Raw genomic sequence first — 13,845 nt, 5'->3', positions numbered from 1 at the left:
TTGAGTCTTTAACCCTTATTTAAAGGCTTCAAGCAAAGTCATCTGCGCACTATGTGCTGGGGTATTGTCTGGCACGGCACGCACCCACGCACCATCACCTTGCAGTAGCCATGCTTGCTGATTATCTTTTAAGTAATTCAGCAGCCCTTGCTGATAAATCCGTTTACGTAAAATAGGATCTTCAATTGGGAAACACGCTTCGACACGATTAAATAAGTTACGATCCATCCAGTCGGCACTTGAACAGTAAATACGTGCATTGCCCTGATTTTCAAAGTAATAAACGCGTGTATGTTCTAAGAACCGCCCAACAATTGAACGCACGCGAATATTTTCCGATAATCCCGGCAACCCTGGACGCAAACAGCAAATGGAACGAATAATTAAATCGACTTGCACACCGGCTTGTGATGCTTCATACAATTTGTTAATTAATTGCACTTCGGTTAATGCATTTACTTTAATGATAATACGTGCATCTTTGCCAGCTTTGGCGCTATTAATTTCATCTTCAATGTAGCTAATAAGTTGATTATGCAAGGTAAATGGTGCATGCAGCAATTTTTTCAATTTTGCCATTTTGCCCATGCCCGTCAATTCTTGGAAAATGCGATGCACATCTTCACACAACTCTTTGCCGGTGGTGAGTAAGCCATAGTCGGTATAAATCCGCGCATTGGTGGCATGATAGTTACCCGTACCTAAATGACTATAGCGCACCAATTTATTGTTTTCACGGCGCACAACCAAAATCATTTTTGCATGAGTTTTATAGCCAACAATGCCATAGACGACCACTGCACCAGCTTCTTGTAACACGTTCGCCACTTCAATATTAGAGGCTTCATCGAAACGGGCACGTAACTCAATCACCGCAGTGACTTCTTTGCCATTACGCGCAGCTTCGGCTAACACTTGTACAATTTCAGAATCTGCACCGCTACGATAAAGCGTTTGCTTAATCGCTAAAACTTGCGGATCGCGCGCGGCTTCACGTAAAAATGAAATTACAGGTGCAAACGATTCAAAGGGATGATGCAGCAAAATATCTTGTTTACGCATCGCGGCAAAAATATTGCCAGCTTTTAGCAATGCTTTAGGAATAACTGGCGTAAAGGCATCGTATTTTAAATGTGGCCGTTTAAAATTTGACAACAAACGCGCTAAGTTAACTGGGCCATCCACCTTGTATAACTCTTTTTCACTTAAATCGAACTCATTCAGTAAATAATTATAAATATGGGATGGACAATTTTCGGTGACTTCTAAACGCACCGCGCGACCGAAACGACGCGAACTCAACTCACCTTTTAAGGCTTTGGCTAAGTCTTCCACATCTTCATTTAAGGCCAAATCGGCATTACGTGTCACACGAAATTGATAACAACCTGTTGCGGTCATGCCGGGGAATAAGTCAGACACATGCTCATGAATAATGGCAGATAACATCACATGATGTTCTTTGCCATCGGTGAGTTCATCGGGTAAACGCACGACGCGTGGCAATGAGCGTGGCGCAGGCACCACAGCTAAATCAATTTGACGACCGAAGGCATCTTTTCCTTCTAAGGTGACAATAAAGTTTAGACTTTTATTGACTAATCGCGGAAACGGATGCGCCGGATCTAGACTAATCGGCGTTAGTACCGGTGCAACTTGCTCTTGGAAATATTTACGTACCCACTGAGTTTGTGCAGGTGTTAGCTCACCACGGCGTAAAAAGCAAATATCTTCATCGCGCAGTTTCGGCAAAATTTCTTGGTTTAAAATACGATATTGGCGTTCAATGGCTTCATGCGCCATGACTGAAATTTTGTCTAGCACTTGCTTTGGCGTTAAACCATCTGGGGTGCGGCTTTCGTTACCTAAAGTCAGTTGTTCCATCATTCCGGCAACACGAATTTCAAAGAATTCGTCTAAATTGCGCGAGAAAATCAATAAGAAATTAAGGCGCTCAAGCAATGGATGCTGCGGATCGACTGCTTGTTCTAATACCCGTAAATGGAAATCTAAAATTGACAACTCACGATTAATATAACGGTCGTGATACGCATACTCAGTCGCAAGTGGCGCTTTAGCTGCGGTTGACGGTGTAAGAGATACCTCGGTATTCATTGCGCGTTTCCGTAATCTTTTTGTCTATGTAAATAGTATGCGTCATCTTTATGACAATTTCATAAATTTCTGCATACGAATGCCAAAAGCTGAAACTATGTTTAAATTATTCAGGAATTTGGCTATAACGAATGTATTTGGCAATAAAACGTTTACGAAATTTAAACTTCGGATCATTTGGATGATCTTGATAGTATTTTGGATTTGGCAGTAATGCGGCTAAAAATATTGCCTGATCACGGGTGAGTTTTGCACTGCTTTTATGAAAATAATGCAGTGATGCAGCTTCAACCCCATAAATATGTTCACCCAATTCTACCGAATTCATATAGGTTTCTAAAATTCGCTGTTTCGACCACAACATTTCCATCATCCATGTTGCAATCGCTTCTTGTCCTTTGCGGGTAAATGATCGTTCGTTATATAAAAATAAATTTTTAGCCAATTGCTGCGAAATGGTCGAGCCACCTGCCACAATTTCACCATCTTTTTGGTTACGCTCTAACGCTGCGGTCATGCCATCTATATCAAATCCGTGATGATGAATAAATTTTCCATCTTCACCTGCAATCACCGCGCGTTTAAATTGATCGCTAATTTGGTCGTAGTCCCGCCATTCATGTTTAATTTGAGCATCTGGATACTGCCATTGATTAATTCGCATAAACATGGTGGTATCGACCGCCACATATTTCCACCAGCAAAGGCTTAAGAAAATCCAAAGTTGAATAAGCAAGAAAAGACCGATAATCAACATGATGATACGCTTAATCAACGTTTTCATAATAACCAATGACTCCTGCTGCAGGTGTACTTATGCTAAGCTAAAATTTTCAAGCGACACAGCATAACATGTCAGAAATACAGCCGCCTTCATTTTCGCATCCGCATATTTCTTTAGCTTTATGGTGGATAACCGCGGCATTAATTGCGTTGAACGTTGCTTTATTTCTTTGGCAAATTGCAACGGGTGTCGACAGCAGCCAACCCAATATACAAGATTCTTTGGCGTGGGGGGCGGATTATCCACCGCTGACATGGCTCGGCCAACCGTTACGTTTATTGAGCAGTATTTTTTTCCATTTTGGTTTTATCCATTTAGCACTGAACATGTGGGCGCTGTATATTTTTGGGCATATTGCAGAACAATTGTATGGCCGCTTTTATTTTATGGTGCTTTATATTTTTTCTGGCTTGGCGGGCAGCTTGTTGAGTGCCTATTTAAGCATGCAAGACAGTTATGAATTTTTAAAAACTGAAAATTTTGCACTTTTGCCGCATTTAAGCGCAGGAGCATCTGGTGCGGTTATGGGATTAGGGGCTGCGCTTACAGTACTGGCATTTTTCCCACCACTCCCTAATCAGGCATACATTTTAGTCAAACGCACGCTGTTAATGGTGCTTGGTTTAAACCTAGCCATTGGCACATTTATGCCAAACATTAACAATGCTGCACATATTGGTGGCATGCTGATGGGTGCAATATTAAGTGGCGTATGGATGCTACTGCAACGCCAGAACCGACCTAAACTTGCCCCAATGTTTGGAACCTTGCTGGCGTGTGCCATTACATGGGCCAGCTATCGTTATTGCCAGCACTTCGCTGTAGGACTTGAACCATTATGGCAAGCATTGGTTGAACACCTTAATTAATCGGCTGAGCGTAAGTTTTACGCGGCTAACTTTTTAAGGCAATCATTGGGGATATTTGGTAGATTGCCCTAAAGCGAAAACGCGCAATAATCAAACATAACAGCATCATAAATACAGGTAATACCAACCAAATACTGGCGTGCAGTTGCATAGATAAATCCAGTTTTAACGCCACAACCATGCCCATCGCCTCAGCAAATAAACACGCCAACATGCCCGCACAGAGTCCAATAAAACCAAATTCGATACTAAACATTCGTTTAATTTGTTGTTGTGAGCTGCCCAAAGCACGCAATAATGCCACTTCATATTTACGCTCATCCATTAAAATGTTTAAGCACGCGAGCAAAACCAAGAAACCTGAAATTGCGACCAAGATTGCTAAAATAGAAATGACTTGCGCCAAAATATGAAGCAAAGCTTTTACTTGGTCTAAAATATTGGCAATGTCGATAAAAACGGTTGTATTGTACATTTCAATTAAGCTTAAAAGTTTGGCATTGTCTTGCGGTGGCACATAAAAACTGCCCAAATAACTTCCTGCATTGTCATCCATACTTTCGGGCGCAAAAATAAAGAAAAAGTTTGGGCTAAAACTCTCCCACGTGACCTTCCTAAAATTAACCACCTTGGCTTTTAAATCACCTTCTGGTAATTGAAAGGTGAGTTGATCGCCCAAGTGGATTCCCAATGCCTGTGCCGTCTTATCTTCAACCGAAACCTCACCTGCATGTAGCAACTGAGCTCTGCCTGCAATAATTTTATTGTCTGCGGGATAATGCACCGACTGGGTCAAATTGAGTTCGCGCCTTAAGCTATTATTTTGCTGCACCAATTGTGCTGAAAATGGCTGATCATTCTTTGCCACCAATCTTGCCCGAATATTCGGATACAACGGCGTATGCGCCCATTTATATTGGATTAACTGTTGTTCAAAAGCAGGCTTATCGGTTGGGGCTAAACCATAAACAAATTGATTTGGAGTATTGGCAGGTAATTGCTGCTGCCAACGTGTTAATAAGTCGGTTTTTAATACCCACAAAACCGCCATGAGGCTTACTGCCAACGCCAAAATGGTTATATAAGCAGCCGTTTGTGCAGGCAACCGCAGATACGCTGAAAAACGATTTTGACGTTGTTTAAGCCAACGCAGCAGCAACCACAAAGCAACAAAAAACACGCTACCAATAAGCGTTATTGCCGCCAATAAACTAAAGGTCAGGCCCAAATTGCGCGTTAAAACAAAACTCAAGCCAACCAAACACAGCATACCTATACACGCGCTAAAAAAATAACGCTTGCGTGTTGTGGTGTCGGGGCGAATCACACGGATGGGCGGCACACGAAACAGTTGATACAGATTGGGCGCAATAAACCCCAACAATACCGCAGCACTGGTTAAAAATGCCGTTCCTAAAGCTGGAAAAATACTATCTACACCAGAATGCACCACCAAATTAGGAACAAACTGCACAATAAAATGCAATAACACTGCGCCCAAACCTAAACCGATCCCCCAACCCAGCAAGGTCGAAACAACCATTAAGCCCAACATTAAAAACAGTGAAATCGTCAAAATTTGAGCACGCTTTGCACCCAAGCAGCGTAATAGCGCAATTTGGTCTTGGCTTTGCGCAACAAAGCGGCGACTTGCCAACGCAATGGCAATACCACAAAGCAACAAAGTAACCAAATTACCTAATTGTAAAAATACATCTAAATTCTTTAACGGTTTTAATAACCGTGTATTGCCTTGTTCGGCATTTCTTAACTGTAAATTGCCCTGAATTTCATTGTTAGTACCATTTTTTAGCTTCGGCTGCTGCTTTTTAAACCATTGCTGATATTGCCCTATTGCTTGTGCTGTTCCTGCAAGTAATAGCCGATATTCAATACGGCTACCCGTTTGAATGGCATGAGTTTGAGCAATATCTTGTGCAGATAAAATCACGCTAGGAGAAAATCCAGAAAAACCCATTTCCTGATTTAAATCGCGCTGAATAACGCCAGTAAACTTCAGTTTTGCATCAGCAATATTAATTTCATCGCCTAATTTGGCTTGTAATAAATCTTGCGCTCTCGGGCTTAACCAAAGCTCACCTTTTTGAATTTTTGTGTGATTGGGCGTTATTCCCAACTGCCCACGAAGCGGATAATTCGCATCGATGGCTTTGGCTGTGACCATCACAAATTGCTGATTATTTCTGGCCATGGTGCCAAACACAGTTACATTAGAATGTGCCAATTGTAGTTGTTGTGCTTGGTCTAAATATTTGGGCTGAATGGGACTCTGATCTGTTAGCGATAAATCGCCAGCCAGCATTTGTGCCGCTTGTAAACGTACTGCTTGTTGCACCTGAGCATTGCTAAATTTTAAAGCGGTGGTCGCACAAATGGCTAAACTGAGTGCGCAGAGCAATAACCAAAGGCTTTGGTTGCGGATATTTTGTTGCAGAAACGGCTTGAATAAGGAGTTCATTCCACCCTCTCCTTATTTTTAAGCGCGGCAACCAGTTGGCCTTCTTGTAATTGGTAATGTTTTTGGCACTGTGCCGCCAAGTTTAAATCGTGAGTGACCACAACCAAGGTCACGCCCATTTCTTGGTTCAGATCAAATAAAAGCTGCTCAATTTCTTTTGCGGTTTGGCGGTCTAGGTTGCCTGTGGGTTCATCGGCATAGATAATTTGGGGTTCGCTAATTAATGCTCTTGCAATCGCCACACGTTGTTGCTCGCCACCAGACAACACCTTTGGCATTTGCTCAATTTGCGCAGACAACCCCACCCGCTCAAGCATGGTATGCGCTTTTGCCGATGCCGTAGCATAATTAAATTTTTTCTGTAAGCGCAGTGGCAACAACACATTTTCTAAGGCCGATAGATGCGATAACAACTGAAATGACTGAAAAATAAAACCCACCGATTGCAGGCGTAATTTTGCACGTTGCTCTTCATTTAACTCATGCACCGCCTGACCACACAGCCATAACTCACCAGCACTTGCCCGATCGAGTGTGGCTAAAATGCCAAGTAAAGTCGATTTACCCGAACCTGAGCGCCCAGTAATTGCGACTTGCTCGCCAGAACAAATATCTAAATTAATTTCATTTAAAATGGTAAGCGTTTGATGCGGTAACTCAACTTTTTGTGTTAAATTTTTTGCAGAAATAATCACTTGTGGCATGATAAAAAATGTCCTCATGGGAAAAACCAAGGGAGATCCTAAATGCAGATAGCTTGGCGCACTCCAGTTCTTGTTTTATGTTTTACATTTGCTATTTTCTTTTGTTTACCAACAGCGCATGCAAAAACCATTATGATTTTAGGTGACAGTCTTAGTGCTGGTTATGGTTTACAACCCAATCAGGGTTGGGTCACACAATTACAGCAACGTTTGAATCAACAGTATCCGAAACAGCATAAAGTCGTCAATGCAAGCGTGAGTGGTGAAACCACCAAAGGCGCACTGGCGCGCTTGCCTAAACTATTAAAAATCCATCAACCCGATATTTTAGTCATTGAATTGGGTGGAAATGACGGATTAAGAGGTCAACCGCCACAAACGATACAGCAAAATTTAGCAAAACTGGTTCATTTAGGCCAACAACAAAATGCCACCGTTGTTTTATTTGGCATGAAACTGCCGCCAAATTATGGGCAGGCTTATGGTCAAGCCTTTGCACAAACCTATGTTACCGTTAGTCAGCAATATAAAATTAGCCGATTGCCCTTCTTTTTAGAACATGTGGCTGGACGTAAAGATTTAATGCAAAAAGATTTGATTCATCCAAATGCCAAAGCGCAGCCGATTTTATTAAACAATGCTTATCCATATATTCAACAAGCATTAAAACATTAAATTTAAAAAATAAGGGCGCTTACAACTTTAAAAAGTGTTCGCGCCCTACTTGTGTATCTATTCTTTTATTCAAACATTAAAAATCGAAGAAAACCACTTCACCCGTTTCTAAGGAATATTCTGCACCCACAACAATCATTTTGCCTTTTTCAATTAAGCTTTCAAGCACAGCCGAGCCATGACGTAACTGATTGACTGAAGCAAACACATTTGAACGCACTGCATGCGTCGAAAGTTTGCATAAATCATGTTTTAAATCGGTTTGCATTAAAATTTCAACCGAAGGACGAACCCGATTCACAATAGACATTAAATTGTCTGATGGTGGCTGATCGGGATGCATTAACGTATCAATGGTTGCTTGAACTGCGCCGCAATGGGTATGCCCTAAAACCACCACAACCGCACAATCGTAACGTGCTGCGGCGAATTCAACACTTCCCACTTGTGACGGTGCAACAATGTTACCAGCAACACGAATCACAAATAAATCGCCCAAGCCTTGATCAAATACAATTTCTGCAGGCACACGTGAATCGGAACAGCCCAATACAATGGCAAATGGATTTTGATCTTCAGTTAATTGCGCACGATGTTCATGAGAAATTACATTTGCGATAGAAGACTTACCACTAATAAAACGCTGATTACCTAGCTTTAAACGCTCTAGAGCTTCTTGTGCCGTTAACATATATTTCCCATTCGTTGAATGATAAGAGTCTAAGCATTGTAAAGTTTAGGCTATGGCTTGTCACTGACCAAAACTGTCGTTTATGGGTTTATTGCACTAAAGCATAAGCCAAATTTGTTCTTAAACAACAAATTTAAAATTCAATATATAGCAATAAAAATAAGCTTTTTTATATAATTTTGCAGCTAAAATTCAAAAACATCTATTTTAAATATACAAAAATAAAAACTTCACTTCGATTTAAAGCTTTACCATTTTAAACAAATTCTCAGTTTTTAAAATAAGTAAAAAGACCAACAACGACATGAAGCAATGTACTTTTTTTACGCATTCACCTCACCCATTGCAAATTTTGCAACACAGACACGGTATACTCAAATTTATATCTTTTGTGTTGCAGCCCAGAAAATGAGCCATTACACCCCACATCCACACATTGAACAACTCATCGAATTGCATCTTCAATTTTTAGAACATGAGTTTCATTCAGACAACATACAAAGCGAATATCTACATTTTTTTGAATGGTTTAAGCGCCAAACGCTGCAAGATTTATGGCCCGTCGAGCACATTCAACAACTCATTCAGCAACAAATTTTAAATACACCGCTTAGCACGTTTTTTACTGAGCAATTGGCAACCCAATTACACTTTGCGCTCAGCCACAGCATTAACGATACAACAAATATTGAAGATGTCGCCGATGTGATGGCGATTGATGAATTGGCGCAATATATTTCAAGCAAAACAGAACACCGCACCAAACTTGTTCACCACGTGGTCACACAACCGGCTTTTCATGCTTTAATTTCGCAGCTTATTCAGCATGCATTACAAGATTATCTCGACCACAGTATGAATAAACACGTGCCACATGTTGGACGGTTTATGAAAATGGGCAAATCGGTGTTAGAAACCGTCACAGATAGCCGTCTAGACGATACCATTGCAAATTATTTACAAAAAAATATTTTAAAACTGAGTCAGTTAAGCGAAACCGTGCTGAATCAACATTTCGATGACGAAAAGCTTTATCATTTTCAAGCCAATTTATGGCATAAAATTAAAACCCAGCCTTTAAGTGTCTTAAAAAATTATATTGTTTTAGAAGATTTGCCTCAAATTGTTCAATTAACGCAGCAATTTTGGGATTATTTCCGTCAAAGCGATTACTTAAAACAACAACTGCATGACGGCATTTACACGTGGTATATCCGTAACCAAAACCGCACTTTTGCAGCGCTTTTGCAAGATTTAAACATTAACCAGCAAATATTAGACCATGAATTACAACAGTTAATTCAACCGCTTTTACTACGGCTGTCTACAACGGGATATTTAAGGCAACGTGCAGATTTATTATTACGGAAATTTTATTATTCCGCGCAAGTTTACAATTTGCTTACACAAAATCCGCAGCCATAAACTGCGGTTTTTTTTATCGTTTTCAAATGAAATAATTGAATTAAAAAAATGCATTAAGATAAAAAAGTTGATTTAAAATAAAGATAATAATGGATATCATTTACGCTTAATGTTACATTATGTATCAGCATCTGTGCAGTCTATTCTTTTTCTAAAGCTCAGAGCTCATCCCCCTATCTTATTAAATAAATGTTTAAACTTATGAAAAATCATACTACTGATAAACGTTTACCAAAAAAGCAGCCATCCCTTTTATGGTACAAACGTAATCCAAATTACCTCTTAAGTATCGTCAGTTTAGTTCTTATCACAGGTACAGCACATGCTGCCGTTGAAGAGCAAAACGCAAGCGATACATCCGTACTACCAACAATTAAAGTAAGTACAGAAAAACCAAAAACTTACACAACACAAAAAACCAGTTCTTCGACAGGTTTGGCTTTAAGCCCTAAAGAAACACCTCAGTCGGTTTCTGTAATTACTCGCCAACAATTAGACGATACCAATGCACAAACCATTGACGATGTGATGGGTCAAGCAACAGGGATTACTTTTAATCAGCTTGATGTGGGTGGTCGTACCACCTATCGTGCACGTGGATACGATATTACTAATTATAAATCGGACGGTTTAGCGATTTCTGGCGAATCAGATTTTGATGGTGCCGGTAACTCACTAAATATGGACTTGTATGAACAAGTCAGTATTGTGCGTGGTGCCAATGGTTTGTTAGGGGGTACAGGCGACCCTTCGGCAACCATCGACTTAGTGCGTAAGCTTCCGAAAAAAGAATTAGGTGGTAGCGTAAAATTACGTACCGGCAGTTGGGACAAAAAAAGCGTTGTAGGCGATATTAATGTTCCATTAACTCAAGAAGGTTCAGTACGTTCGCGTTTGGTGGTGAGCTCTGAAGATTCAGACAGTTTCCGCGAACGTGAAAACTTCAAACGTACCAGTGTACTGGCAAGTATTGCGGCTGATGTATCTGACGACACCACCATTGGTGCGGGCTTCCAATATGACAATAAAAAAGAGCATGGTGTTTCTTGGGGAACCAACGTACCTGTATGGTTTGCAGATGCAACCACCACTAATTTCAGCCGTAAATTCAATCCAACTGCAGATTGGAGCCGCTCAGAATATGAAGGTATAACCTTCTTTACTTCTTTAGACAGCCAGTTAGCAAACGATTGGAAACTCAGTACACATTATGCACATACTGAAAGTGAAGCTTTAAACAATCTTGGTGTAGTGAAGGTAAATAATAGAAGCATTAAGAAGAAAGATGCAAATGGAAATGATATTATTGGAAACAATGGTAAGCCGTTAACAGGAAATGAATATCCACATTGGAATCAAGATGGTACTGGTGCTTATTTAAATGCTCTTCATAGTGAATCAGAAACAAAAAATGATGTTTTAGATATTTCACTCTCGGGTCCATTTCAACTATTCGGTCGCCAACATGATTTAATGTTGGGCATGACTGGTTCACAGACGCAGGATAAAGAATGGGCATTTAATTGTAATATAGATGGTGTTACTTCAAGTGGCCCAACAAGCTGTCAATACCGGACGAATCTATCAACCAACTGGCGTACATGGTCGGGTGACGAATATAGCGATATTATTGCTACTCGCACAGGTGCAAATAAACAGACAACTACAAATTTATATGGTGGCTATTTAGCAGCACGTTTCAGTTTGATGGATGACTTATCGTTAATTACAGGTGTTCGCCGTAGTTATTACAATACATACATAAACAGTTATACAGAAAATGGCACACTAAGTGGTCAAAGTGGTCAAAAAAGTACTCATGCATGGACACCTTATTACGGTTTAGTGTACAACTTTGCAGAAAATTATTCTGCCTATGCAAGTTATACAGATATCTTTACACCACAATCACAGCAAAAACAGAATGGAGATGTGTTAAACCCAATTACTGGCCAAAGCTATGAAGTAGGAATTAAGGGTGCATGGTTCGATGATACGTTAAATGCCTCTTTAGCAGTATTTAAAACCAAGCAAAAAAATCTTGCGATAAAAGACAGTGATAACCTTGTACAAGGTGTTGCAGGCACACAAGCATATTTTGAAGGTACTGGTCGTGAAACCCAAGGTTTTGAAACCGAAATTTCTGGTGCTGTAACCGATAACTGGAATGTTTCTGCGGGTTATACTTATTTGTCTGTTAAAGACCAAAGCACAGCAGATCGCAAAGATCCACGTAATTTATTCCGCATCCATACAACGTACAACCTTTCTGACTATATCAACGGTTTAACAATTGGTGCTGGTGCATCTTGGCAAACTCCAACAATTAATACACCAAACCCAGGTCGACCAATTCTAGACGCAAGTGGTAACCCAGTTCTTAAAGATGGTATTCCAACATACGATAACACCCCACTTAAAGTTAAAGGTTATACATTATTTGATGCAATGGCACGTTACGACATCAATAAAAACTTCTCTGCAAGTTTAAATGTAAGTAACTTGTTTGATAAAACTTACTACCGCCAATATGGTTTCTATAATGGCTTAATTTATGGTGAACCACGTCGCTTCACGCTTTCACTAGAAGCGAAGTTCTAACATTCAGTTTGTATCTATAAACTAAAAAAAGACCTCATAAGAGGTCTTTTTTATTTAGCAAAAAAAACTTATTTAAAATAAGCACCTTCTGCTTGGCTATGGTCAGTTTGGTCAACCACACGTTTTAGCTCCGGAATATGCTGCTGTAATGTGGTTTCAACACCTTGTTTTAATGTCACATCAATTGCAGAACAACCTTGGCAGCCACCGCCAAATTTTAACACTGCGGTTAATCCGTGCTCGGCATCGTCAATCACTTCAACCAAACTACAATTTCCGCCATGCCCTTCTAAACCGGGATTAATTTCCGCTTGCAATACATAAGCAATACGTTCTTCAATCGAAGCATCTGCACCAACGCGTGGTACCTTAGAGTTAGGTGCACGGAATGTTAACTGCCCACCAAAACGGTCTTTGTTATAATCAATAACCGCGTCACGTAAATATGGGATAGACGGCGCATCAATAAAAGCAGGAAAATTTGGATAATCTTGCTTATAATCTGTCGGTACAACTTCTTCTGGCGCGCTATATGCCATACAGCATTCTGCACGAGGTGTACCCGCACTTTCTACAAACACACGAACACCAATACCCGGCGTATTTTGTTTCGCCAAGAGGTCTGCTAAATATTCTTGAGCAGAAGGCGTAATCAATAAATTTGGAATTTCTTCTGTTCCTGCCACCGCAGAGTTGATGTTCTCAGTCGACATGACGTTTTCTTTCCTCAATATGAAGGCTGTATTTTAACTAAAAATATGGGGTAATTGAGAAAAATCAACTAAAATTGTCGGAATTGTTTTTTTAATTTTTATATTGACCTTATTTTTGCGATAAAAACTTATGCTTCAGTTACCCTTTAACCATAGTATTACGCTCATTATTCTTACCGTAATCATTTCATTGTTGGCTTTTTCTAATCAGGCACTAATGAATCGTCTCATTTTTTGGCCACCTGCAATGCAAAAAGGTCAATACGATCGTTTTATTACCTATGGTTTTGTGCATGCCGATGGTACGCATTTGCTGTTTAATATGATTACCCTGTTCTTTTTTGGCAGTGCCATTGAGCAATTTTACCGACAATATGCCTTTAATATGGGCTTTGTGCTGTTTTATGTTGGCGCGTTAATTTTTTCTATTTTACCAAGCTACTTTAAGCATAGAAACGATTACCAATGGGCAAGCTTGGGTGCATCTGGTGCGGTGTCTGCAGTTTTGTTTGCCTACATTTTGTTTAAACCTTGGAATTTAATTCTCGTTTTCTTTATTCCTGTGCCTGCCATTATTTTTGCTGTACTTTATGTGGGCTATAGCATTTGGTCGTCTAAAAGAACAGGACAACATGTCAATCACAGTGCGCACCTTTGGGGGGCCGCCTACGGTGTTGTTGTCACCTTGCTGATCAATCCCAAAGTGTTGCCACATTTTTTAGTCGAATTAACACAACTACCGTTCTAAATATAATCATTCTATAGCGTATCTTTAAAACAGCCTCCATA

At 40.1% G+C, this 13,845-nt stretch carries 11 protein-coding genes; 5 read left to right on the top strand and 6 right to left on the bottom strand.

Annotated features, from left to right (window positions below; translation table 11 throughout):
- Positions 1-15 precede the first annotated feature (15 nt).
- Both ppk1 and mtgA read right to left on the bottom strand, forming a co-directional pair.
- The gene (gene ppk1, locus I2F62_RS06785; RefSeq protein WP_324626260.1) at positions 16-2,115 is read right to left on the bottom strand and encodes a polyphosphate kinase 1; all 2,100 of its coding nucleotides are present in this window, start codon (positions 2,113-2,115) and stop codon (positions 16-18) included.
- A gap of 106 nt (positions 2,116-2,221) precedes the next feature.
- On the bottom strand, positions 2,222-2,899 hold the full coding sequence (mtgA, locus tag I2F62_RS06780; RefSeq protein ID WP_324626259.1) for a monofunctional biosynthetic peptidoglycan transglycosylase: 678 nt from the start codon (positions 2,897-2,899) through the stop codon (positions 2,222-2,224).
- A 68-nt stretch (positions 2,900-2,967) separates the two neighbouring features.
- Here mtgA and I2F62_RS06775 point away from each other — a divergent pair, with 68 nt between their 5' ends.
- Positions 2,968-3,768 (top strand): rhomboid family intramembrane serine protease, encoded by an 801-nt coding sequence (locus I2F62_RS06775; protein WP_324626258.1) that lies wholly within the window; start codon positions 2,968-2,970, stop codon positions 3,766-3,768.
- A 25-nt stretch (positions 3,769-3,793) separates the two neighbouring features.
- On the opposite strand, the gene I2F62_RS06770 is transcribed toward I2F62_RS06775, so the two are convergent.
- Complete coding sequence (locus tag I2F62_RS06770; RefSeq protein WP_324626257.1) at positions 3,794-6,247, bottom strand: ABC transporter permease; 2,454 nt, start codon at positions 6,245-6,247, stop codon at positions 3,794-3,796.
- Positions 6,244-6,951 carry an ABC transporter ATP-binding protein gene (locus tag I2F62_RS06765; RefSeq protein ID WP_324626256.1) on the bottom strand — a complete coding sequence of 236 codons (708 nt, stop codon included), beginning with the start codon at positions 6,949-6,951 and terminating at the stop codon, positions 6,244-6,246. The genes I2F62_RS06770 and I2F62_RS06765 overlap by 4 nt, the downstream gene beginning before the upstream one ends.
- Before the next feature lie 42 nt (positions 6,952-6,993).
- Here I2F62_RS06765 and I2F62_RS06760 point away from each other — a divergent pair, with 42 nt between their 5' ends.
- Positions 6,994-7,626 (top strand): arylesterase, encoded by a 633-nt coding sequence (locus I2F62_RS06760; RefSeq protein WP_324626255.1) that lies wholly within the window; start codon positions 6,994-6,996, stop codon positions 7,624-7,626.
- Between the two features lie 76 nt (positions 7,627-7,702).
- On the opposite strand, the gene I2F62_RS06755 is transcribed toward I2F62_RS06760, so the two are convergent.
- Positions 7,703-8,317, bottom strand: a complete 615-nt coding sequence (locus I2F62_RS06755; protein ID WP_324626254.1) for a carbonic anhydrase — start codon at positions 8,315-8,317, stop codon at positions 7,703-7,705.
- Positions 8,318-8,725: 408 nt separating this feature from the next.
- Between I2F62_RS06755 and I2F62_RS06750 the strand changes: the two genes are divergently transcribed.
- Entirely contained in the window at positions 8,726-9,742 is a 1,017-nt protein-coding gene (locus tag I2F62_RS06750) for a hypothetical protein (RefSeq protein WP_324626253.1), read from the top strand.
- A 201-nt stretch (positions 9,743-9,943) separates the two neighbouring features.
- A complete protein-coding gene (locus I2F62_RS06745; protein ID WP_324626252.1) occupies positions 9,944-12,343 on the top strand; it encodes a TonB-dependent siderophore receptor in 2,400 nt (799 codons plus the stop codon).
- A gap of 68 nt (positions 12,344-12,411) precedes the next feature.
- On the opposite strand, the gene nfuA is transcribed toward I2F62_RS06745, so the two are convergent.
- Positions 12,412-13,056, bottom strand: a complete 645-nt coding sequence (gene nfuA / locus I2F62_RS06740; RefSeq protein ID WP_324626251.1) for a Fe-S biogenesis protein NfuA — start codon at positions 13,054-13,056, stop codon at positions 12,412-12,414.
- Positions 13,057-13,186: 130 nt separating this feature from the next.
- On the opposite strand from nfuA, the gene I2F62_RS06735 reads away from it, so the two are divergent.
- Positions 13,187-13,804, top strand: coding sequence for a rhomboid family intramembrane serine protease (locus I2F62_RS06735; RefSeq protein WP_324626250.1), 618 nt, complete (start codon positions 13,187-13,189; stop codon positions 13,802-13,804).
- Positions 13,805-13,845: the final 41 nt, after the last annotated feature.

The sequence above is a fragment of the Acinetobacter sp. MD2(2019) genome (assembly GCF_035615615.1).
GTDB lineage: Bacteria > Pseudomonadota > Gammaproteobacteria > Pseudomonadales > Moraxellaceae > Acinetobacter.
This window is presented reverse-complemented; position numbering and strand designations above follow the sequence as displayed.

Excerpts from the sequence above, each read along its gene's own strand:
- ppk1 (WP_324626260.1), bottom strand. The coding sequence starts at position 2,115 with ATGAATACCGAGGTATCTCTTACACCGTCAACCGCAGCTAAAGCGCCA.
- mtgA (WP_324626259.1), bottom strand. The coding sequence starts at position 2,899 with ATGAAAACGTTGATTAAGCGTATCATCATGTTGATTATCGGTCTTTTC.
- I2F62_RS06775 (WP_324626258.1), top strand. The coding sequence starts at position 2,968 with ATGTCAGAAATACAGCCGCCTTCATTTTCGCATCCGCATATTTCTTTA.
- I2F62_RS06770 (WP_324626257.1), bottom strand. The coding sequence starts at position 6,247 with ATGAACTCCTTATTCAAGCCGTTTCTGCAACAAAATATCCGCAACCAA.
- I2F62_RS06765 (WP_324626256.1), bottom strand. The coding sequence starts at position 6,951 with ATGCCACAAGTGATTATTTCTGCAAAAAATTTAACACAAAAAGTTGAG.
- I2F62_RS06760 (WP_324626255.1), top strand. The coding sequence starts at position 6,994 with ATGCAGATAGCTTGGCGCACTCCAGTTCTTGTTTTATGTTTTACATTT.
- I2F62_RS06755 (WP_324626254.1), bottom strand. The coding sequence starts at position 8,317 with ATGTTAACGGCACAAGAAGCTCTAGAGCGTTTAAAGCTAGGTAATCAG.
- I2F62_RS06750 (WP_324626253.1), top strand. The coding sequence starts at position 8,726 with ATGAGCCATTACACCCCACATCCACACATTGAACAACTCATCGAATTG.
- I2F62_RS06745 (WP_324626252.1), top strand. The coding sequence starts at position 9,944 with ATGAAAAATCATACTACTGATAAACGTTTACCAAAAAAGCAGCCATCC.
- nfuA (WP_324626251.1), bottom strand. The coding sequence starts at position 13,056 with ATGTCGACTGAGAACATCAACTCTGCGGTGGCAGGAACAGAAGAAATT.
- I2F62_RS06735 (WP_324626250.1), top strand. The coding sequence starts at position 13,187 with ATGCTTCAGTTACCCTTTAACCATAGTATTACGCTCATTATTCTTACC.